Consider the following 21,149-nt stretch of genomic DNA (forward strand, 5'->3'; position numbering starts at 1 on the left):
CCCGGATGGCGACGGCGTCGGGTTTCAGCGTGCGGCGATGACCTGTGCAGGTGTCACCACATCGATCGGCAACCCCAGTCCTTCCAACTGCGGCCGGATCACCTTGGCATTGCCGGCAACGACCCACACCCACTTCGATGGGTCGAGTTCCTTCTTCAGTTCGGCATTGACGCCGGCCAGGGTCAGGGCCTTCAATCGATCATCGTATCTGGCGTAGAAATCGTCCGGCCAGCCCTTCTCGGCCAGGGTCTGCGCACCATCCAGCATTGCCGATCCCGTCCGGTATTCGGCAACGCGCTTGCGCAGCAGGTCGGCCGTGCTCTGGTCGAATTCCTGTTGGGTGATCGGGCGTTTCGACAGGATGTCGGTTACTTCCTTGCGCACCTCGGCGATTCCGGCGCCAACCTTGTCGGGCTGGATTTCCGTGCTGACGATATAGGACGACCGCAGCTTGCCGTTCTCGAACTGGCCGTTCGCACCGTACGACCAATGCTTGTCCTCACGCAGGTTCATGTTGATGCGCGACAGAAATTCCCCGCCGAGTGCCATGTTGGCGACCCTCGCCGCCAGCGCCTCGTCACCATAAGGGATCGACAACAACTGGCCGCCAGCGATCGTCGCCTGCACGGCGTCCGGCATGTCGATCAGCACGATGCGCGGTGTGCTGGCGGCGGTTGCCTGCACGCGGGGCGCAGGAACGCCTGCCGGCCCTCTTGTGGACACGCTCCACGCCCCCAGCGTCGCATTCAGCTGCGGCATCAAGGCGGACAGGGGTTCGTTCGATTCGATGTAGAGCTTCGCACCCTGCGGGCGCACCCAACGATCAAACGCCGTTTGCAGATCGGCACGCGTGATGCCGTTGATCTCTGCCGCACTGCTGATGTTCTCCAGTCGGGCAGATGCCGATCCGGGTGCCAGTTCCCTGGCCAGGGTGGCGCGGACGAGCATGCCCGTGTTGGTCGGCGCTGCGTCCAGACCTGCCAGCGCCTCCCGCCGCTTTTCTTCCAGCCGGTCGACGGGAAAATCGGGACGCGTCAGCATCATCATCCCGATATTCAGCGCCTTGTCGAAGCTGGGTGTCGGACCGCTGATAGACATTGATACGCTATCGCCATCGATGCCGGCGAAGGCCTGGATGCCGGTCGTCTCCTGCTGGCGCCTGAACCAGTGATCGTCATGCCCGGCCGCGCCCTCGTCGAGCATGCCGATCATCCAGCTGTTCACGTTCGGCTTGCCGGGCGCATCGTCCACCGATCCGAACGGGAAGGTCAGGACGGCCTGAGTGAAGGGAACGCTCTTGGACTGGACATAGGTGACGGGGATTCCGTTGTTCAGCGTGGTCCGCTGGATGTCGGGAAACCGGACCGTCCCAGGCTCGCCGACCGCCGGCAGCGGGCCACGCGTGCCGGCGTGCGGCTGCGTCGCGGCAGCGGATCCGATCGGCGCGACGACCGCGGCAACGGCCGGTTCGGCGCCTTCGTCACCGGGCGGCGTCAAACGCGGCCCAGGCTTCAGGACCGCGCGATAGGCCGGACGGGTGAGCCACTTGCGCGCCGCGGCCATGACCTCCATCGGGGTCAATGTCACATACGCTTCCAGATTGCGCTTGTATGCAGCGGGCGACCCCCTCAGCGTTGCCGCACTCAGGAGCAAGTTGGCGCGCATCTCCATGAATTCCGCGCTGCGGATCGTGGGAATGATCGACGCACTCTTGAACCGTTGCAGCGCCTCGGCTGGCGGCGTCGCGCGCAGGAACTCGGCGATGCTCGCATCCAGCGCGCGCTCCGCCGTCTTCGGGTCGACGCCGGGCCGCACCGTACCGCGTATCGTGAATTCACCGACGCCGCGCAGTTCCAGGTCGGAGGCGGAAACGGACGTGAACAGCTTATCCTGCCGAACGAGCTTGTCGTAAAGCGGGGCACCGTCGATACCCGCCATCAGCGCGGCGGCGGCGTTGAGCGCGGCGGCATCCGGGGCATTGACGCCGGGGATGGGCCAAATGCGGGTAATCGACGTTTGCGATACGGGGGCGGTCAGCGTCTGTTCGATCGGCGCCTTCAGGACCGGCACTGGCGAAACCGGGTAGGATGTTTCCCGACCGCGGGGAATGTCGCCGAAATATTTCTCGACCTTCGCCTTGGCCGTAGCCAGGTCGATATCGCCGGCGAGGATCATGGTGGCGTTGTTCGGGCCATAATAATCTTTGAACCATTGATGGACATCGGCAAGCGAAGCCGCATTCAGGTCCTTCATCGATCCGATGATCGAATGACCGTAGGGGTGCCCCCTCGGATAGATCACCGCGCGGCTGCTGTACCCTGCAATGCTGCCGGGGTTGTTATCGTTGTTGCGCTTCTCGTTCTGGACGACACCGCGCTGTTCGTCGAGCACCGCCTGCGTCACTGCGCCCAGCAGGTGCCCCATGCGGTCGCTCTCCATGAACAGCACGCGGTCGAGGCTGCCGGTGGGAACCGCCTGATAATAGTTGGTAGAGTCGAAGCTGGTACCGCCGTTGGCGCTGATGAGCCCTGCATCGCGCAGATGGGCGAAATAATCCCCCGGCACGTTCTCGGTCCCGTTGAAGACGAGATGTTCGAAGAGGTGGGCGAACCCGCTCTTGCCGGCTGGTTCATACGTCGATCCGACATCGTAGGTAATCGACGTGTAGACGATCGGGGCAGTGCGATCGGTCATCACGATGACCTTCAGGCCATTGTCCAGCGTGAAGGTCTGATAGGGGATTGTGAAGTCGGCGACCAGTTTCGCGAGATCCGCGGTCGTCGTCTTCGCCGCTGATTGCGCGGCCGTATCGGTCACGATCGGCCCGGCATCGGCCATGACTGGCAGCAGGAATGCCACAGCGCTGGCGAGCAGCAAGTAACGCAACGTCATCGAACTCGTCCTTGAAGTGGGAAGTGGTCGCCAGGCATCCGAAGACCTGGGCAATCGAAAGCCGGACGTTCCGCCCAGGCATATCGCGGTAGCCGTATCGGCCTGAGATCGGCGGCTAGTGTGGCGGTCCACGGCGGTCGCTCGCGGCCTTCAGCGTGCCTCCCGAAATATCGGCACGAACCTTGACCGCTTGCGGGACCGTCGTCGCCTACCGGGCCGCGACACACCCGAGGCATATGCCCGTGCCGTGATCACCGGCGTGCAGCTACCGATCGGTAAGCGAACGGTGCCAACCTTGTCATGCACTTCCCCTCATCCAACTATATCTGATGACCGTTATGGACATACCGTATATAGGGTAAGACAATCCGACGGCGGAAATCCGTAACGCGATGCCCCGATTTATTTTTCGGAGGCCGGAAGCGGCGGCGTTACGGATTTCGTCGGCTGGATTGTCTTAGCCTGTGACGGACAATCAACGCAGAAAGGGGCGGCACGACGAATGATCGGGGACGATCAGCTCAAATCCTGGTTTTGCGAGGCGGTTTTGCCGCTCGAAGCCGAGCTGACGCGCTTCATCCGTCGCAACTGGCGTGCCGCCGACGACGTGCAGGACCTACGGCAGGAAATCTACGAATTGGCATTAACGGCTGCGCGGCAGGCACTGCCGATGCAGACGCGCGCGCATCTGTTCACCATCGCGCGCAACGTCATCATCAACAAGGCGAAGCGGGGCCGCGTGGTCAGCTTCGAGCAGATCGCCGATCTGGAAACGCTGGATACGGGCGTGGACTATCGCGCGACGGAACAGCACCTGGACGCGCGCGATGCGCTTCGCCGCACGCAGATCGGCCTGGACGCCCTGCCTCCTCGCTGTCGCGAAGTCGTGCGTCTGCGCAAGATCGAGGGGCTGAGCACCCGCGAGACGGCGGAGCGGCTGGGCGTCGGACTCCACACCGTCGAACGCCAGCTGGTCCTCGGTATCCGCGCGATGACCGACTTCCTCCTGGGCGGCGATGGGCGGATCCGGAGGGAGACGGCTGCGCGGAGGCGGAGGGCGCCGTCATGACCCCCCGCCAGAAGATCGAGGATCGCGCGGCTCAGTGGCTGATCCGCCGCGATCAGCCCGGATGGGGATCCATGGATCAGGCCGAATTGGATACATGGCTCGACCAGTCGATGGCGCACAAGGCGGCATTCTGGCGGCTGGAGCAGGGCTGGCGAGATGCCGATCGCGTGGCGGCGGTCCCGCCGCCCCGCCCGCACGACCAGATTCGTGCACCGGCGCTGCCCCTCGCCGTCCGGACATGGCAAATCCCGTTGGCACTGGCAGCGTCGTTTGCCGTGCTGATGGCCATCCCTCCTTCCACCCGCACGCGCGGCAGTGATGCGCAGCACAGGTTCGACACCAGGATCGGCCAAGCGCGCACGATCGCGACCGCGGACGGCAGCCGCATCGAGTTGAACACCGCCACGACCTTGCGAACACGCATTCTGGCCAAGCGACGCGATGCCTGGCTCGACCGTGGCGAGGCGTTCTTCGACATCCATCATGAGGGAGATCGGCCGTTCGTCGTCCATGCGGGTAGCAAGACCATTACGGTTCTGGGCACGCGCTTTTCCGTGCGAAGAGACGGCGGGAAGGTTACCGTCGCCGTCGTCAGCGGCCGGGTGCGGATCGACGATGCCGTTTCGCCATCGGCAGCTACCCATTCTTCCACCGTTGCGGCAGGCGATGTGGCCGTGACGACCGGCCCGTCGACGCTGGTGACGGCAGGTGCCACCGAACGACTGGAAACGCTGACGGCGTGGCGTGACGGCATGGTCATGTTCGACCAGACGCCGCTTGGCGATGCGGTGCGGGAAATGAACCGCTACCGTACGCTCCCGATCGCCATCCACGACCCGGAGATCGCCCGGTTCCGCATCGGCGGTTCGTTCAGGTCGGACAACAGCGAAGGCTTCCTGCGCTTGCTCGCGAATGCCTACGGCCTGAAGGTCACGCGAACGGCCGATGCGATCAGCATCGAACGGTGATCTGCCGGGATCGGCCGAGTCCGGCGCGCATGTTCACCTGACATCACTGCCCCCCTTCGCTGGCATACGAGGGCCGCATCACCCTGGATGCGTGACGATCGATCTTACGACCCGACGGGATCGGAGACGAAGTGCAGCGCCATCCGCTCGGTTCAGCCACCCTCGCGTCGAGCACCCGCGATCATCCGGCGTGCGATCGTGCGCACCGCCTCGTCGTCCTTGTCCCCGCCATCGGCAGGATCGCCCAAGCGGTCGAGACTCGCTTCGAGGACGTCGAGCAGTCCCGGATGGTGCGCCTCGACATATTCCATCAGTTTGAACAGCAGGTGCTCGGTTGCGATCTCGCGGCGGCGGGTCTGCACGGCGTCATCCATTATCCTGATACCTTCGCTACTGACGTTCGCAAAACGCAGAAGAGCGGCCGCCGGGCCCAGCCTCGCGACCCATGGCGGTGTACGCCGGCGATACCCATATCGGCGATCAGGAGGAACGGCGGATGGCTGGCGGGTGGACGCGCGACGGCGCGGTGCAGGATCAGATCGACGATACCGTGGCGGATGCCGTGCTTGCCGCCCGGGCGACCATGCCGACCGGCGAGAGCGAACCCTTCTGCGCGACGTGCGGCGACGACATTCCGGAAGGGCGCCGCCGCGCCATGCCCGGCGTGCGCACCTGTGTGGCCTGTCAGCGCCGGCAGGACCGGCCACTCGTCTCCGCTTTCAACCGGCGCGGCAGCAAGGACAGCCAGCTCCGATGAGCACGGCGGCCGACGGCGTGCTGCCCGATCTCCAACCCGACTTCGTCGTAATCGACGTCGAGACGGCGTGTGCGCGTGTCAGCAGCATCTGCCAGGTGGGTATCGTCGGCTTCCTGGATGGCCGAGAGCTTTTCGCTTGGGAGACGCTGCTCGACCCGCGCGACGAGTTCCATCCGGCAAACATCCGGATCCATGGCATTGCCGCGCACCACGTCGCGGGAAAACCGACCTTCGCCGATGTCCATGCTACGATCGATCGGCATCTGACTGGTCGCGTCACGGTGGCCCATTCTCTCTTCGACAAAGGCGCGCTCGCCGCCGCGTGCCGCATCCATGACCGGCCGTCCATCGAGACGCACTGGCTGGACAGCGTGCGCGTGGCGCGACGCGCCTGGCCGGACCTCGACAATCATCGGTTGGGCTGCCTGGCCCGCTTCCTGGGCGTGCCTCACCGTCACCACGACGCCCTTAGCGACGCGCGCGCCGCGGGCTGGGTGATCGTCCGTGCCATCGAACACACCGGCCTGTCGCTCGCCGACTGGACCGCACCACCGCGACAGCCCGGACCTGCACCGAAACCAGCCCCGGATGGGCCGTTGGCCGGCGAACGGATCGCCATCCTTGGCGAACCGCGTGACGGACCGCTCGCACATGCGATCGCCATGCGCGGCGGCGCGATCCACGCATCTGTCGGGCTGACCACGACGATGCTCGTGGTGGCCGCGGACGAACCGTTCGGCCGCTCGATCCAGAGCAGCACGATGTTTCGCCGTGCCGTGAAGGCCGCCAATGCCCGCGGCCTCAGGATCGTGTCGGCTCGATCGGCAGGGCTTGATCGGAAAGCGTGAACGATCCCCAATGGCACATCACCCGGCATCGAGCGGGAGGTCGCTGGGCTCTCGATCGCTTGCAGGTGCCGCCGACACGCGGCACCGGGCGACTCAGGGATGCCCGATCAGAACAGCACCCGCAGGGGCACACCGATCGTACGCGGCGTCCCGAGTTGCCCGGCATAGGCGAAGGGCGATGCGCCGACCATCGCCGTGATCGACAGGCTCTGAAAGTACGATCCAGCCGGGCAGGGCCCAGCCGACGGATTCAACATCATGCCGCCGTGCTGCCCACGGGACCCACCGGCTTCGTCGATCCGGCCGCTCCGATCCTCCAGCGCCGCGGCCGGTTCCGCGAGGATTGTGCGGGAAAAGGCGCTGCGTGAGGACCCGGGCCTGGCACGCCCCCAATCGGGTGCCGCGTCGCGCCAGCGCCGCGCCGGTCGTCAGCGCCGACCGTCGATCACGGCTTGAACCATCAGTCGTGGAAATACCGTTTCCAGCGGCTTGGTATCCGGCAGTATGTAGACATACCCGCCCCTGCGACCGAACAGCGGCTTCACGCTCTTGGTATAGAAGGCGGCCGGAACGTTGATGCAGCCGAAGGTGATGCGGTTGTCGTCGGGCGTGGGCGACAGCATGCGCTCGCGGCGATGTTCGCTTTTCTTGCCTGGAACCGGTACCGGGTGAAGTGCGACGGACGTGGCGTAATCGACCCAGAGGACCCGCTGGTGTCCGGCCGCCGGGCCGAATTTCGCCAGAAACCGTCCCGCCGGCGTCGTCTTCTCCGCCGGGCCGATCTCCGACAGGTTCTTGCTGCCCACGCCGGGCGTGGCATCATCGCCGATGGCGATGCCGACCAGCACCGGCGTCCTGCCCAATTCCCTCCCGGCGCCATCCAAGAGGATCAACGAGGCACTGTCCTTGTCGATGATGACATAGGGGAGACCACGATTGTCTCGCGAAGCCGCTATCCAATCCGCGACACGCATGGCCGACGATGAGAGCTCGACGGCGCTCGGCATGGCCGGAGAAGCCGCCTGCGGCAGCAGGGGCGGCGGAGCGGGAACGGCTTTGGCTTGGATCGCCGTGTATCCGGCGAGCGCCAGAAAAAATGACATCATCTGCAAAGGCGCTCGGCACAGAGGACCAGCGCCGCGGTTCGGCGACGCTGGTAAAGGTCAATGGCGGGGCGAGCCCGGCGGCGCGCCTCAGTTGCGTGCGCGCTTCGGCCGGCTTTCCTGCGCCTGCAGCCGCTGATCGATCGTGTCGACGCGTCCGTTCAGCTGTTCCAGCCGCTGGCCGTTGCCCTGGGTCTGGGTCGATGCGGCCTGTGCCTCTGCCAGCGCCTGACGTGCGGTACCGTCCGTCTGCTGCAAGCGGGATTCCAGCGTATCGACCCGCGCGCTGACGGGGGCGATCTGCTCGCGCACATAGGATTTGGTCGCGCAGCCGCCCAGGCTCGCTGCACCGATCATGATCCCGACCACTGGCGACAGTCTCTTCATCGCTGGCGACATATACGCGTCCTCCCACATTGTTGACCAAACGGAACAATCCGGAAACCGGCTTGAAGTTCCTGCGAGCCGGTCCCGGTGCGAGCGTTCTTTGGTGTCGCCAGGTGAACGGCACCTGACTGCGGCGTGGCTAGCGGCGCTTGTGAGACCGCTCGTTCCGATCGCGCGAGAAGGGGTCTTTGGGCACGGGTGCAGCTCCGCTTCCGGGGGCCGCGCCGGTGACGGGCCTGGCGGACACGGCGGCGATGCAGCGCTTCAATTCGGCGATGGCGGGCGCGCTGCCGTCGAGCATCAAGCGGGCGACGGGCACGTCACCGCGGTCGATGTTCAGGAACTTGGACGTCGCGAGATCGGTCGTGAACCGGGGTGCGAACTGCGTGACGAAACCCCGTTTCCCGTCGGAAGCCATGCCGATGGCGGATTGCCTGACGTAGCGGCGGTTCGAGAGACGGAAGTCGAGCGTCAATCGCTCACGGGGTTTGATCGACCAATTGTCGTTCAGCACGGACAGGTGGTTCCGACCATCTGCGTCGAGGCCGAACAACAGCGTTGTCCCGCCGTCACCGCCATAGTCCCGGGTCATGAAGCACCCTGGCGCATCGCTGCTGGGCGCCAGGGTCCATGCCCCCTGGCTGCGTACGGTATAGCTTTGCGCAGAGGCCTGCGCGTTCATCATGACGAGCAGCACAGCCGCTCGTCGGACGATGCGGCGGAGCCGGAGCGGAGGAACCGGATCTGTCCCGCGACGGACCGATGCCGGGTGCAGCGCCCCAAACAGCGATGCCCTCCCTCGGGCGGCGGGTTCGATCGATCGGTGAGGCATGACCATCATTTCATCTCCCTGCCGACCGTAGCCGAGTGCGGCAAAGTTGGCCAAGGCCACATCGCTGCGACCACCGATCGACCCAAGGCATCGACCTTGAACGCGCTGGTGCCGTGTCGTGCCGCTCGACCGCCCAACCCTGGCCATCGGGGAGGTCCTGCCGCGTCAGGCCGGGGAAGAACGATGCAATGTCGGGGACCGGCCCGTCATGGCGCATGCAGGCGATCCGGGGAGCCGAGGACGGTGGCGGAACAGGCGTTGACCGGCCGCCCCGCCACGGCGTTTCGGGACGCTATTTGCCGGCGATGACTTGCGCCGGGGTCATGACCTCGACCGGCAGGCCCAATCCCTCGAGTTGCGGACGGATGACCTTGGCATTGCCGGCGACGACCCACACCCATTTCGAGGGATCGAGCTGCTTCTTCAGCTCGGCATTGGCCTGCGCCAGGGTCAGCGCGTTCAGTCGGTCGTCGTAGGTCGTGTAGAAATCGTCCGGCCAGCCCTTTTCGCCGAGCGCCTTGGCGCCCGACAGCACCTCGCTCCCCGTTCGATAATTGGCGACGCGCTTGCGCAGGAGGTTCGCCTTGCCTTGGTCGAACTCCGCCTGGGTGATCGGGCGGGTGGTCCGAATCTCGTTCACTTCCTTGCGCACCTCCGCGATCGCGGCGCCGACCTTGTCAGGCTGGACCTCGGTGCTGACACGGTATGACGAGCGCAACTCCTTGTTTTCAAAGCTACCCGACGCGCCGTAGGACCAATGCTTGTCCTCGCGCAGGTTCATGTTGATCCGCGACAGGAAACCGCCGCCAAGCGTGATGTTGGCGACGTTGGCGGCCATCGCTTCGTCACGATAGGGGATCGCCAGCAGCTGACCGCCGACGATGGTGGCCTGCACGGCGTCGGGCATGTCGATCAGCACGATGCCAGGCGGGCCGGCCGTCGTGGCCTGGACGCGCGGGACGATGGTGCCTGCGGAACCCTTTCCGGTCGCGGCCCACTGGCCGACCGTCATGTTCAGCTTCGGCAGCAACGTGGAGAGCGGCTCGTTCGAGGCGACGTAGAGCTTGGCCCCTTGCGGCCGGACCCACCGATCGAACGCCGCCTGCAGGTCGGCGCGGGTGATGCCGTTGATCTCCGCCGCGCTGCTGATGTCGGCCAGCTTCGCCGATGCCGATCCCGGTGCCAGCTCGCGGGCGAACATCGTCCAGACGAGGGTATCCGCGGCCGTCGGCGTCGCTTTCAGCCGGGCAAGCGCCTGTCGGCGTCGCTCCTCGAGCCGGTCGATGGGGAAGTCGGGGCGCGTCAGCGTCATCATCCCCATGTCCAACGCCTGGTCGAAGCTGGGCGTCGGGCCGGCGATGTACACCGTAGCGCTGTCGTCGTCGACACCGGCGCCGATCTGGATACCGGTCAGTTCCCGCTGTTGACGGAACCAATGGTCGTCATGGCCCGCCGCGCCTTCGCCCAGCATGCCGACCATCCACTCGACGAGGTTGGGCTTGTCGGCCGGATCGTCGATCGATCCGAACGGCATGGTCATGATCAGCCGGGTGAAGGGAACGGTCTTCGACTGGACGTAGGTGACGGGGATGCCGTTCTTCAGCGTCGCCCGCTGGATGTCGGGAAACCGGACCGATCCGGGTTCGCCGATGACCGGCAGCGGCCCACGCGATGCGGCTTGGGGCTTCACCACGGGACCGGGCGCGACCGGCGCAGCCGCAGCGGCCACGGCTGGAGCGGCATTGTCGTCGCCAGGCGGCGTCATGCGCGGGCCGGGCTTCAGCACCATGCGGTAGTTCGGGCGAGTCAGCCACTTGCGGGCCGCCGCCATCACGTCCGCCGGTGTCAGCTTCAGATAGGCCTGGAGATCGCGCTTGTACGCGCCGGGGGATCCGAGGAGGGTGGCTGCGTTCAGCAGCATGCCGGCCCGGGCCTCCATTCTCTCCGCATTCTGGACGATGGGGATGATCTTGATGCTCTTGAAGCGCTGCAGGGCCTGGTCGGAGGGGGCGCTGCGCAGGAAATCGGCGATCGCCGCGTCGAGCGCACGCTCTGCCTCCTTGGGATCGACACCGTCGCGGACAGAGCCGCTGACCGAGAATTCACCTACGCCCCGCATGTTGCGGTTGTTCGCGTAAACCGACGTGAATAGCTTGTCCTGCCGGACCAGCTTCTCCGACAGCGGTGCGCCATCGACGCCGGTCATCAGCGCCGCGGCGGCATCGAGCGCATCGGCATCGGCACCATTCACGCCGGGTACGGCCCAGATACGGGTGATCGACGTTTGCGAGACAGGGGCGGTCAGCGTCTGCACGACGGGTGCATTCAGCACCGGCACCGGCGATACCGGATAGGCCGTTTCGCGGCCGCGTGGGATGCCGCCGAAATATTTCTCCACCTTGGCTCTCGCGGTCGCGAGATCGATGTCGCCCGCCAGGATCATCGTCGCGTTGTTCGGCCCGTAATAGTCCTTGAACCACTGATGCACGTCGGCGAGCGACGCTGCATTCAGGTCCTTCATCGATCCGATGATCAAATGGCCATAGGGATGGTCGCTGGGATAGATCGCCGCGCGGCTGCTGTAGTTGGCGATGCTGCCGGGATTGTTGTCGCCATTGCGCTTCTCGTTCTGGACGACACCGCGCTGCTCGTCGAGAACGGCCTGCGTCACCGCGCCGAGCAGGTGGCCCATGCGATCGCTTTCCATGTACAGCACGCGGTCCAGGCTGCCGACCGGGACCGTCTCGTAATAGTTGGTATAATCGAAGCTGGTCCCGCCATTGATGCTGATGAGACCGGCATCGCGCAGGTGCGTGAAATAGTCCCCCGGCACGTTTTCGCTGCCGTTGAACAGCAGATGTTCGAACAGATGGGCAAAGCCGCTCTTGCCCGCCGGCTCGTAGGTCGAGCCGACGTCGTAGGTGATCGATGTGTAGACGATCGGGGCGGTGCGATCGGTCATCACGATGACCTTCAGCCCGTTCGCCAGGGTGAAGGTCTGGTACGGGATCTGGAAATCGGCGACCAGCTTCGCGAGATCGGCGGATGCGGTCTTGTTCGCACCCGTCTGCTCCACCTTATCGCCCGATGCGGGCATGGCGACTGCCACCTGGGGCAGCAGGGTCGCTGCCCCGGCGAGCAGGATCATACGCAACGTCATGAATGGTTCCTCGGGAACGTGAAATGGAGACGGCATCAGAAGGTCTTGGCCACCGAAAGCTGGAAGTTGCGTCCCAGCGGATCGCCGTACCGGCTGTAGAACAGCGGAAAGCTGTTGACGTCGCGCGGCGGTGTCTTGTCGAATACGTTGTTGATGACGGCGCGCAACGTGATGCCATTGCTGTAGGCGTAGGACAGCATCAGGTTCTGGTAGGTCTGCGCGGGGACATAGGCTGCGCCCTGCGCCGGCAGCACCGCCCGGCTGGTCTGGAGATAATAGCGATCGAAGACGAGCGACTGCACGCCGACGGAAAAGCTGTCCTTGCTCCAGCGGATCGTGCCGTTTCCACGCCACGGCAGCGACCCGAATCCTCCATCGGCCAGCGCCGACCCCGACACGCCGAGGTAATTGGTCACCACACCCGGATAGCTCTCCACCTCCAGCTTGCGGTTCCAGGTTGCGGCCGCCTGCACGTCCAGGCGGCCGCCGAACAGGTTGAACCAGTAATCGAGCGAGAAATCGACCGCCTCGACGCGCGAGCCGACGAAATTGGCCAGCGAGAAGTCGATGAAGGTGATCGGCCCGACCGCATAGCCGCCCGACGCCGGTCCACGCGTGATGCGATCCGGATATTGTTCGATGAAGCGCGCGAATTCCGCGAGTTGGCCGTCCAGCGTGCCCTTGTAGAACCGGCCGGCATTCTGGAATCCGATCGGCGCGAAGAAGTTGTTGCGCTTGCTGATCCGCGTCCAGTCGGCCGAAAAACGCAGGTTCGGAACGAAGCGGGGCGTCAGGATGATGCCGGCGGTCAGGGTCTTGGACACCTCAGGCTCGATGTCCGGGTTGCCGCCGAAAAAGGAATCGACCGTACGGGCGCCATTGGTGCCCAGCGTCCCGACCGGTTCGAATCCACGCTGGGGGTCGAGCAGATCGACCTCCGTGCGACCCGTCTGCCTGCTGATCTGCGCCAGCGTGGGCGGAAGATAGCCGGTGCCATAGGACGCACGGAACATCACGTCGTCGATCGGCTGCCAGCGCGCGCTGAACATCGGATCGACGTGCGACCGCGTCGAGGTGCCGACGCGGCTGTTGTAGCCGGCGGGCGGGCAGTTGGCGTAATTCTGTTCGGTCGGCAGGGTGGCGCCCCTGTAGCATGTCGTCGGCTGGTCCGCTCCGAAGGCGGTGTAGCGCTCGCCGCGCGCCGACACGCGGATGTCGAGCAGCTTGGCGAACGGCACGTCGTTGGCAGGCGAGATCAGCGGCAGGACGACTTCAGTATAGGCGGACCACTGCGTGTACCCACCCTCCGGGCGATAACTGAGAGCGTACGCGCCGAAGACCGGGTTGACGGACGTCGCGGCGTTGAGCCTGTCCGCTGAGCGTTCGACGTTCAGCGTCAGCCCGATCTTGCCCCCCGGCAGCTTGATCGGGAGCGGCCCGGCGAGGCGCAGCGACGTCGTCTGCGTCGACGACAGCTGCGGGTCGTTCTTGCGAACATAACCCGTCTGATAGACGAGGGTCGGCGGACTGTCGGCGTAGTCCCGGAACAGATCGATCGTGCCGTTGACGACCGCGGCCGTTATCGCCGGCGTGACAATGGTCGGATAGTTCAGGATCGTAAAACGGGTCCGGGCATAAGAGACGTCGAGATTGGCCTGCCAATCGTAGGGCAGCCGGAAGATCGCACCGCCCAGCGCGGTCCATTGCGTGAACGTGTTCTTGAGCGACACCACTTCGCCGACATTCGGCCCGGCGATGGTGACGGCGGTCGTGAATGGGTTGTTGGGTGCGTTCGCCGCGATCTCCACCAGGTTGAAGCCGCGACTGAAATAGGTTTGCGATTGGTTCTGACTGTACTGGCCCTGCGCGTAGAGCGTCATCCAGTCGTTCATCTTGCGACGGACGCTCAGCAGCCCGCTGACCATCTGGTTGCCGTAGATCAGCGGTGCGTCCGTGCCGCCGTTCGTCGTTCCCTCCGGCGCCTGCAGGTTATACTGGCCGATGGTCGCGAGCAGCGGTGCGACCCCGTCCAACGCCAGGCCGCGATACCCTACGGGGATATAACCGATGCCGCTGGACAGCACGGTGCCGCCATACTGCGGCTTGAGTTGCAGCGGCACGCCCTGCGCCCGCCGGAAGTTCGGCGTCGCCCCGGGCGGCGGCAGGTTGGAGTTCGAGAATGGATTGATGCCGTTCGGATTGGCCGCCGACCTGGTCGCCAGCAGCGTTTCGGCGACGGCCTTGTCGCGTATCCCGATCCGGTCGCCGTAGAGCAGCGGCAGCGACTTGCGCCAGCTGCCGCCGAAGGTGATGTTGGTGCGGCCACCCTCCAGCGTCTTCGCCAGCGACAGGTCGATCCGCCCGTCGCCCGTCTTGAAATCGTCGGTATTGGCGTAGGTCGCGGTGATCTCGCCGCCGCTGTAATTGCGCTTCAATACGATGTTGATCGCGCCGCCGCTGGCGCCGCTGCCGTAGATCGACGACGCCGACGCCGCGAGCACCTCGATTCGCTCGATCGAGGCGAGCGGAATGCCGGTGATCTGCGGCTGGCCGAACGTGCCGTTACCCAGGTTCACGCCCGGCTGGCGGCGGCCGTCGACCAGGATCAGCGTTTCCCGCGATCCGAAGCCGCGCAGATTGATCTGCGACAGCCCCTGCGTGGCGCGGTTGTCCAGCCCCTGGGCGCCGATGGTTCCCGCCTGGCTCGCCGTTCCTGCGCTGTTGTTCACCGACAGCTGGTTGCGCAGGAACGTCTCCAGGTCCGGGGCGCCGGAGCGCTTGATATCCTCCGACGTCAGCACGATGAAGGGCTGGCTGTCGTTCTCGGTCCGCTCGATGCCCAGGTTCAGCGACCATTCGCGCTGGCCCTGCACGAGGATGTCCGGGGTCGCATCCAGCGATGCATCGACAGGGACGACGCCGTTATCCCCTGCTTGCGGCCCGACGACGATGATGCCGTTCCGGCTGGCCTCGGTCATCACCGCCAGCCCGGTGCCCTCCAGCAAGCGACGCAGTGCCGCATCGGTCGTCAGGTCGCCGCGGACCGTATTGGTGCGCCGCGCCTTGAGCGCGGTTCCGTCGGCGATGATCTGGATACCTGCTTGCTTGGCGAAGACGGGGATGGTTCGTGCCGCGTCGCCCGCGGATACGTTGAACTTGCGGGTCTTGGCCTCCGCGGCGCTGGCGCTCGTAACCAGTGCGATGGCCGTTGCACTTGCCATCAGCCGCCGTTGGACAGCCGCCCCCCCGATCCCGATCATATGCAGTGTTCCCCCATGGCGCCATGTTGCTGGGCCTTGCACGGAAGACGAACCGCGAACGGGTTTCCGATGATGACGGATCAAATAATGTCAGTTCGGTGACGACAGGCGGATCGTGTCGCCTTCGACGTGGACCCGCGCGCCTTTCATGGCGGCGATGGTCCGCCCGAAATTCTCCGGCTGGTCGGTGCGGAAATAGCCGATGAGCGGCGTACGGCCGAGTGCCTGGTCCTCGACCACGATCTTGCGGACATTGTAGCGGTTCAACTCTGCGACCGCGTGGGCCAGGCTTTCGCCGTTGAGCGCCAGTTCGCCGGTGCGCCACGACAGCTGGCGATCGATGTCCGCGGGCGCCGCAACGACCTCGATCGCGGGACTGCTGTCGGCGACGAAGCTCTTCGACCCGGCGGCGATACGGGTGCGGTCGCGCTCTCGCCCGACGACCCAGGTCTCGACGACCCCTTCGGTGACCAGCACGTCGACACCCCGGTCCCGGCGGCGGACCGAAAAGGCCGTGCCGACCGCCTGGACGCGGACGTCACCGGCGGCGACCACGAATGGCCGGGTCTTGTCGTGCGCGACCTTGAACCATGCTTCGCCGCGCTCGAGCATCACGTCGCGCTGACGACCGGGCGATGCGACGGCTACCGTCAGATCGGTATCGGTGTTGACCGCGGCTACGGAGCCATCGGCGAGCGGAACGCGGCGGATCTCCCCGATCGCGGTACGTACGTCGACCGGGGGAGCGGGCCGGAGGACCATGACCAGCAGGCCGCTCGCCGCGATCGCCGCCATAGCGCCGCCGCCGATCAGGAACCGGCGCCGGTCGCGAAGCGGCAGGACCCGGCCGGTCCCGCCTTCGGTCACCACGGCGTCACCCGGAGCGACGAGTGCGCGGCCGCGGTCGAGATAGGCCAGTGCCGCCTCGGCACGCAGCAACGCGCCACGCCGCCGCTCGTCGGCTTCCAGCCAGCCGTCAAGCTCCGCCTGTTCGCGCGGGCTGAGCGGTTCGCCGTCAAGCCGAACCGCCCAGCGCGCGGCGTGGTCGTCATCCCGTGCGCTGGTCATCGCTCGTCTTTCGTCTGGTCCGTGTGCGCGCTACGTCGCCGCTGTCGCCGGCTATCGCCTTCAATACGAGCTTCAGCCCGCGCGTGGCCTGCGCCTCTACCGTATGTTCGGGAATGTCGAGCAACCGCGCGATCTCGCGCTGCGGCAGGCCCTGGATCCGGCGCATCTCGAATATCTGCCGGCAGCGGCCGGGCAGGTCCGCGATGATCGCACGGATACGTTCCAGCTCCATCCGCGCGCCGACCCGCCGTTCGGGATCGGGGTCCTCGTCGGCCAGCACCAGCGCTTCGACTTCGACCCGGCTGTCGATCCGCACGATCCGTTGGCGGCGGATGCGATCGAGCAGCGCGCTGCGCGCCGCCGCGAAGAAATAGGCGCGGCCGCTGGATATGTGCGCGACCGAATCGAGCCGCGAGATCCTCAGATAGGCGTCCTGCACGATGTCGCTGATCTCGTCTTCGGGAACCGCCATGCGACGCAGCCGCGTACGGACGTCGCCCTCGTGGGGAACGACATTGCTCCCCACCCAGGCCACGATCTCCCGCCGACTTTGTCGCAACGTACCGATTCCGAAATCCTCCTAGGCTCCTACCTCAAGACGAAGGAGCGGGATATTTCCGATGCTGGCAGCCGATCCGGCGACGTTTTTTCGGAACGGGGCTGCATCTGTGGAGATGCCACCGCCGCTTGGTCGGCGGGCGCCGGACGATGGCGGCGGCAGCGGGATCGCTGATCTTGCGTAGCTTCGATCGTCATCACACGCTCTCACGCAAGCACAGCATTGCCGCGGCGGTGGTCGTCGTGATGTTGAGGCGCATATGGCCGCGCTCTTCCTCGCGCGGCGAGAAATGGATCGCCGGCGCGGTCAGATAGCCCTTGGCGAGCATCCGGCGCGCCGCGATACCGGCATCCACACCGTCGCCGAGCGCCATCCACAGGAACAGGCCGTGCGCTGGCGGTACGACCGGCGGCAGGCCGGCGGCCGCGATCATCCGGCCGAGCGCGAGCGAACAGCGCGACAGGTGCGTGCGGATGCGTTCGCACCGCCGCCGGTAAAGCCCTTCATGCAGGAAGCGGTACACCAGCCGTTCCTGGACGATGGTGTTGCCGAGCCCCTGCGCGGGGCGGAAATGGCGGATCAGCCGCATCCAACGCTCGTGCGCGACGACGAAGCCGGGGCCGGTCGCCGGGGCTATGGTGTGCGAGAAGCCACCGACGTGGATCACCTGCTCCATCCGGTCGAGCAGCATCAGCGGCATGGCAGGCCGCATCGCACCGGACGGGGGCAACAGGTCGGCGTAGCTGTTGTCGTCGACCAGGATCATCCCGAATTCCGCGGCGATTTCGATCAGCTTCTGCGCTCTGTAGGGAGCGATACAGGTGCCGGTGGGGTTGTGCAGCACCGAGCTCAGCAGGAACATCGTCGGCCGGTGCCGCTCGCAGAGTGCCCGCAGCACATCGAGATCCGGTCCATCGGCGTCGCGCGGCACGTGCGCGACGTTCGCGCCCTGGGTCATGAGGACGCGGAGATGCATGAACGAGGCGGGCGCCTCGATCACCGCCCAATTGCCCGGCCGCAGCAGGGCGCGGACCACCAGCGACAGGCCTGCGATGCAGCCGGGGGTGGTGACGATGGATTCGATCGGCGCCTCGATCCCGTCCCCCATCAGCTTGTCCCGTAGCTGTCGGCGTAAAGGTAGATAGCCGAGCGGATCGCCATAGCTGCCGTCGGAGCCGATCGAGGCGACGACCGCCCGCAACACCCGCGCGACCTCCGCCTGCGCGCTGCCCTCGTGGCGGAGGATGCCGCTGCCCGGTGTACGGTCGAGCGGGTGATCCGAATGGATCAGACGATGCGGATCGAGCGGCGGAAGCACTGCCGGGCTTGCCGCCGCCGGTTGCGGAGACACGGGATGGGCAACGTAGAAGCCGGACCCGCGCACCGCATAGATCCGCCGCTGCGCGATCAGTTTGTCATAGGCGCGCAGCACGGTGTCGCGGCTGATGCCGTGACGGGCGGCCATCGCGCGGACGGAGGGCAGGCGCTGGCCGGCGCACAGCACACCCAGCGCCATGTCAGCCTCGATGCCGCGATAGATCCGCTCCATCACCGTGACCTCGGCCGCTGCGACCAGGCTGACGGGTGCCGCATGTGAAGTGTCAGGTTCGGTTGGCTGGAACAGGTTGGTCATGTTTCGACAGATTGTATGGCAGCATTGCTCGCGACAAGCCGTAAAGTGACCGACATGGACATTTCATCGCGGATGATCGTCGCCCCCGCCGCCGTCGCTGGTCGCGTACCGCGCAACGGGCATCCGGGCGACGAACTGGCCGACGTCCTTCTCGGCATGAGCGATGCGGAGCAGGACAGGCTGCTGGAAGTCATCACGATCCTGCTGGAGCGGCAACGATAGTCATAATCGTGCTCCCGCAGCGACCCGACAGAATGGTCACCATGGAGAGGGGTTTTCTACAATGAGCATGCGATGTGCCGTCACCATCCGTCTCGCCGCGACGAGCCTGCTCGCGATTGGCGCGACGACCCTGCCCGCCGCGGCACAGGCGCAGGAACATGGCCTGTCGCAACCGGCGATGCCGCTCTCCGACGCGCTGCAGCGCATCGGCGCGCATTGGAACAAACCGCTCGATATCGATCCCGATGCCGTCAAGGGCATGACCGCCAATGCCGTAGTCGACGCGCGCAGCGAAAAGGACGCCGTGCGTCAGGCAACCCGCGGCCTCGATGTCGCCGTCCAGGTCGACACGGATGGCCGCATCGCGATCCTCAACGACATCGTCGTCGTCGCACAGCGCGACGAGGCGGAAACCAACGTGATGGTGCGCAACACCTCCACGTCGTCGCGGCTCGGCCAATCCCTGCGGGAGCAGGCGCGCAATACACAGGTCATTTCATCGAAGCTGCTGGAACAGCAACAGGCGCGCAGCTTGCAGGAAGCATTGACCAATGCCGGGGGCGTCGTCGTCAACACGGTGACGACGCTAGGTTCCCCGACTTATACGGTGCGCGGCTTCACCAGCAACGGTGCGGTCAATGGCATTGCCAGTCCGTCGAGCAGTGCCTTTGCTGCCGGCGCTTCGGTACCACTGCCCAACATCGAACGGATCGAGGTTCTGAAGGGCCCTGACGCCATCCTGCTGGGTGCCGACAGCCTCGGTGGTACGGTCAACATCGTCACGAAAAAACCGAGTGCCGATGAACTCCTGTATGTATCGGGGGATGTCGGATCGTTCGGCCTCGTCCGCGGCACGGTCGACGCCAATCGCGCCATCAGCGACGATAACCGCTGGAGCGCCCGGATCATCGCATCTGCAGGTAAGGCGGATCACAATTTCGGTGGCTATCGCGGCAACGAAGACTATCTGTTTGCGCCATCCCTCCGATTCAAGAACGCGACGACCGACGCTATCGTGTCAGCCACGGTGAGCACCCAATTCTTCGGAATGACACCTTATGATATACTCAACCTGACGAACAAGCAGCTATACCCGCTACCCGTCAATCAGCCTATCATTACCGAGGACCAGTTCGTCCGCCTCGGCAACACCCAGTTCAATGCAGAGATCACGCAAAAAGTCGCGGATTGGCTCACGATCGTGGCGCGTGGCCAACACCTGAACAACACCGTCGGTGCCAGGAATTACTCCCCGGGTGCGAGAGGAACAAAGGCTGGCGACATCCTTTTTCTCTTATCGGGTTCACAACAGAAATCGAGGGCAGACAATCTCGACGGCTATGCCCGCATTCGGTTCGCGACCGGCGCGGTCCGCCATAAGATTCTTGCAGGATTCAACTATCTCAACACCGAGACGGCGCAGAACGAGGCGAGTCCATCCCCCGCGCCCGTAACGTACAACATCCTGACACAGACTCCGAAGCCACCACTCTATGCGACGTCATTCGCTCTGTCGTTTACCCAGCCTGTCACGCAAAACGGCTGGTACGGACAATATCTGGCGGAGTTCTGGAAGCTCCATCTGACCGCTGGCCTTCGTGGCAACAGCGGCACTACCAACTTCAACATCGTCGGCCAGCCCTCTCAGTCGTACTCCTCGTCGAAGGTCACGACCAACTACGGTGCTGTCGTCGACATAACGGATTCGCTGTCGGTATTTGGTAGCGTAGCCTCTGGCTTCACGCTCACGTTCGTTCTGGACTTCAACAAAACCAAGCTTCCCGACAACAGGACGCGCAATGCCGAAACCGGGTTCAAGTGGGATTTGTTCGACAAGCGCGTGCTGCTGACGGCGTCTTGGTTCAGCCTTCGCCAGAGTACCCTTCTGGCCCGCGATCCGCTACACCGCGGCTTCTCCATCGCGACGCCGGGACAATTGAACCGGGGCATCGATATCAACCTCAGCGGCGAACCGATCAAGGGGCTGTCCGTCACCGCAGCCTATACCCGCACGACGTTCAAGTATCTGGCGCCGAATTCCGTGATCGGCACCATCATCTACGCGCAGCCACGCGATCTCTACAACGTCTACGCCTCCTACCAACGTCCCGTGTCCGATACGGTGAAGCTCGGCCTTGGCGGCGGAGTAAATGGCAATTCGAGTTCGTCGATCGACGGGTTCGGCACCTGGTATGTTCCGCCTTCAGTGCAGGCAAACCTCAACGCTTTCGCCAGCATCGGTAAACTGGACATCAATTTCGGCGTCCGCAACCTGTTCGACAGGATCAACTACGGTCCGACGCGGCTGTCGCTGTACGTTCCTTACCGCGAAACGCGCAATTGGCGCCTCACCGTCGGCTATCGTTTCCGCTGACGCAGCCAGAAGAGAGT

At 65.1% G+C, this 21,149-nt stretch carries 17 protein-coding genes; 6 read left to right on the forward strand and 11 right to left on the reverse strand.

The window, feature by feature from the left end:
• Positions 1 to 24: 24 nt before the first annotated feature.
• A complete protein-coding gene (locus ACTZQ5_RS13090; RefSeq protein WP_443585630.1) occupies positions 25 to 2,892 on the reverse strand; it encodes a M16 family metallopeptidase in 2,868 nt (955 codons plus the stop codon).
• Positions 2,893 to 3,394: 502 nt separating this feature from the next.
• Here ACTZQ5_RS13090 and ACTZQ5_RS13095 point away from each other — a divergent pair.
• On the forward strand, positions 3,395 to 3,961 hold the full coding sequence (locus tag ACTZQ5_RS13095) for an RNA polymerase sigma factor (RefSeq protein WP_443585631.1): 567 nt from the start codon (positions 3,395 to 3,397) through the stop codon (positions 3,959 to 3,961).
• A complete protein-coding gene (locus ACTZQ5_RS13100; RefSeq protein ID WP_443585632.1) occupies positions 3,958 to 4,929 on the forward strand; it encodes a FecR family protein in 972 nt (323 codons plus the stop codon). The genes ACTZQ5_RS13095 and ACTZQ5_RS13100 overlap by 4 nt, the downstream gene beginning before the upstream one ends.
• A gap of 152 nt (positions 4,930 to 5,081) precedes the next feature.
• On the opposite strand, the gene ACTZQ5_RS13105 is transcribed toward ACTZQ5_RS13100, so the two are convergent.
• Entirely contained in the window at positions 5,082 to 5,303 is a 222-nt protein-coding gene (locus tag ACTZQ5_RS13105; RefSeq protein WP_443585633.1) for a hypothetical protein, read from the reverse strand.
• 122 nt (positions 5,304 to 5,425) lie between these two features.
• Here ACTZQ5_RS13105 and ACTZQ5_RS13110 point away from each other — a divergent pair, with 122 nt between their 5' ends.
• Together ACTZQ5_RS13110 and ACTZQ5_RS13115 are read left to right on the forward strand one after the other, a co-directional pair.
• Complete coding sequence (locus ACTZQ5_RS13110) at positions 5,426 to 5,686, forward strand: DksA/TraR family C4-type zinc finger protein (RefSeq protein WP_443585656.1); 261 nt, start codon at positions 5,426 to 5,428, stop codon at positions 5,684 to 5,686.
• Positions 5,683 to 6,534, forward strand: a complete 852-nt coding sequence (locus tag ACTZQ5_RS13115; RefSeq protein ID WP_443585634.1) for an exonuclease domain-containing protein — start codon at positions 5,683 to 5,685, stop codon at positions 6,532 to 6,534. The genes ACTZQ5_RS13110 and ACTZQ5_RS13115 overlap by 4 nt, the downstream gene beginning before the upstream one ends.
• Before the next feature lie 107 nt (positions 6,535 to 6,641).
• Here ACTZQ5_RS13115 and ACTZQ5_RS13120 read toward each other — a convergent pair whose 3' ends face one another.
• From ACTZQ5_RS13120 to ACTZQ5_RS13160, 9 genes are all read right to left on the reverse strand, one after another.
• Positions 6,642 to 6,794, reverse strand: coding sequence for a hypothetical protein (locus ACTZQ5_RS13120; protein ID WP_443585635.1), 153 nt, complete (start codon positions 6,792 to 6,794; stop codon positions 6,642 to 6,644).
• 168 nt (positions 6,795 to 6,962) lie between these two features.
• A complete protein-coding gene (locus ACTZQ5_RS13125) occupies positions 6,963 to 7,640 on the reverse strand; it encodes a hypothetical protein (protein ID WP_443585636.1) in 678 nt (225 codons plus the stop codon).
• An 87-nt stretch (positions 7,641 to 7,727) separates the two neighbouring features.
• The gene (locus ACTZQ5_RS13130) at positions 7,728 to 8,024 is read right to left on the reverse strand and encodes a hypothetical protein (protein ID WP_443585637.1); all 297 of its coding nucleotides are present in this window, start codon (positions 8,022 to 8,024) and stop codon (positions 7,728 to 7,730) included.
• A 139-nt stretch (positions 8,025 to 8,163) separates the two neighbouring features.
• Positions 8,164 to 8,721 (reverse strand): hypothetical protein, encoded by a 558-nt coding sequence (locus ACTZQ5_RS13135; protein WP_443585638.1) that lies wholly within the window; start codon positions 8,719 to 8,721, stop codon positions 8,164 to 8,166.
• Between the two features lie 427 nt (positions 8,722 to 9,148).
• Complete coding sequence (locus ACTZQ5_RS13140) at positions 9,149 to 12,016, reverse strand: M16 family metallopeptidase (RefSeq protein WP_443585639.1); 2,868 nt, start codon at positions 12,014 to 12,016, stop codon at positions 9,149 to 9,151.
• A gap of 35 nt (positions 12,017 to 12,051) precedes the next feature.
• Positions 12,052 to 15,237, reverse strand: coding sequence for a TonB-dependent receptor (locus ACTZQ5_RS13145; RefSeq protein WP_443585640.1), 3,186 nt, complete (start codon positions 15,235 to 15,237; stop codon positions 12,052 to 12,054).
• Between the two features lie 129 nt (positions 15,238 to 15,366).
• Complete coding sequence (locus tag ACTZQ5_RS13150; protein ID WP_443585641.1) at positions 15,367 to 16,344, reverse strand: FecR family protein; 978 nt, start codon at positions 16,342 to 16,344, stop codon at positions 15,367 to 15,369.
• Positions 16,325 to 16,879 carry an RNA polymerase sigma factor gene (locus ACTZQ5_RS13155; RefSeq protein ID WP_443585642.1) on the reverse strand — a complete coding sequence of 185 codons (555 nt, stop codon included), beginning with the start codon at positions 16,877 to 16,879 and terminating at the stop codon, positions 16,325 to 16,327. Before ACTZQ5_RS13155 ends, ACTZQ5_RS13150 begins: the two co-directional genes overlap by 20 nt.
• Positions 16,880 to 17,099: 220 nt before the next feature.
• Entirely contained in the window at positions 17,100 to 18,536 is a 1,437-nt protein-coding gene (locus ACTZQ5_RS13160; RefSeq protein ID WP_443585643.1) for an aminotransferase-like domain-containing protein, read from the reverse strand.
• A 15-nt stretch (positions 18,537 to 18,551) separates the two neighbouring features.
• Between ACTZQ5_RS13160 and ACTZQ5_RS13165 the strand changes: the two genes are divergently transcribed.
• Both ACTZQ5_RS13165 and ACTZQ5_RS13170 read left to right on the forward strand, forming a co-directional pair.
• Positions 18,552 to 18,758 (forward strand): hypothetical protein, encoded by a 207-nt coding sequence (locus ACTZQ5_RS13165; protein ID WP_443585644.1) that lies wholly within the window; start codon positions 18,552 to 18,554, stop codon positions 18,756 to 18,758.
• Between the two features lie 61 nt (positions 18,759 to 18,819).
• Positions 18,820 to 21,132 (forward strand): TonB-dependent siderophore receptor, encoded by a 2,313-nt coding sequence (locus ACTZQ5_RS13170; protein WP_443585645.1) that lies wholly within the window; start codon positions 18,820 to 18,822, stop codon positions 21,130 to 21,132.
• The last annotated feature ends 17 nt before the right edge of the window (positions 21,133 to 21,149 follow it).

This window comes from Sphingomonas cellulosilytica, from assembly GCF_052321755.1.
Lineage (GTDB): Bacteria > Pseudomonadota > Alphaproteobacteria > Sphingomonadales > Sphingomonadaceae > Sphingomonas.

What these genes read in the sequence shown, in the direction of transcription:
- ACTZQ5_RS13090 (WP_443585630.1), bottom strand. Translation starts at nt 2,892, where the DNA reads ATGACGTTGCGTTACTTGCTGCTCGCCAGCGCTGTGGCATTCCTGCTG.
- ACTZQ5_RS13095 (WP_443585631.1), top strand. Translation starts at nt 3,395, where the DNA reads ATGATCGGGGACGATCAGCTCAAATCCTGGTTTTGCGAGGCGGTTTTG.
- ACTZQ5_RS13100 (WP_443585632.1), top strand. Translation starts at nt 3,958, where the DNA reads ATGACCCCCCGCCAGAAGATCGAGGATCGCGCGGCTCAGTGGCTGATC.
- ACTZQ5_RS13105 (WP_443585633.1), bottom strand. Translation starts at nt 5,303, where the DNA reads ATGGATGACGCCGTGCAGACCCGCCGCCGCGAGATCGCAACCGAGCAC.
- ACTZQ5_RS13110 (WP_443585656.1), top strand. Translation starts at nt 5,426, where the DNA reads ATGGCTGGCGGGTGGACGCGCGACGGCGCGGTGCAGGATCAGATCGAC.
- ACTZQ5_RS13115 (WP_443585634.1), top strand. Translation starts at nt 5,683, where the DNA reads ATGAGCACGGCGGCCGACGGCGTGCTGCCCGATCTCCAACCCGACTTC.
- ACTZQ5_RS13120 (WP_443585635.1), bottom strand. Translation starts at nt 6,794, where the DNA reads ATGATGTTGAATCCGTCGGCTGGGCCCTGCCCGGCTGGATCGTACTTT.
- ACTZQ5_RS13125 (WP_443585636.1), bottom strand. Translation starts at nt 7,640, where the DNA reads ATGATGTCATTTTTTCTGGCGCTCGCCGGATACACGGCGATCCAAGCC.
- ACTZQ5_RS13130 (WP_443585637.1), bottom strand. Translation starts at nt 8,024, where the DNA reads ATGAAGAGACTGTCGCCAGTGGTCGGGATCATGATCGGTGCAGCGAGC.
- ACTZQ5_RS13140 (WP_443585639.1), bottom strand. Translation starts at nt 12,016, where the DNA reads ATGACGTTGCGTATGATCCTGCTCGCCGGGGCAGCGACCCTGCTGCCC.
- ACTZQ5_RS13145 (WP_443585640.1), bottom strand. Translation starts at nt 15,237, where the DNA reads ATGGCAAGTGCAACGGCCATCGCACTGGTTACGAGCGCCAGCGCCGCG.
- ACTZQ5_RS13150 (WP_443585641.1), bottom strand. Translation starts at nt 16,344, where the DNA reads ATGACCAGCGCACGGGATGACGACCACGCCGCGCGCTGGGCGGTTCGG.
- ACTZQ5_RS13160 (WP_443585643.1), bottom strand. Translation starts at nt 18,536, where the DNA reads ATGACCAACCTGTTCCAGCCAACCGAACCTGACACTTCACATGCGGCA.
- ACTZQ5_RS13165 (WP_443585644.1), top strand. Translation starts at nt 18,552, where the DNA reads ATGGCAGCATTGCTCGCGACAAGCCGTAAAGTGACCGACATGGACATT.
- ACTZQ5_RS13170 (WP_443585645.1), top strand. Translation starts at nt 18,820, where the DNA reads ATGAGCATGCGATGTGCCGTCACCATCCGTCTCGCCGCGACGAGCCTG.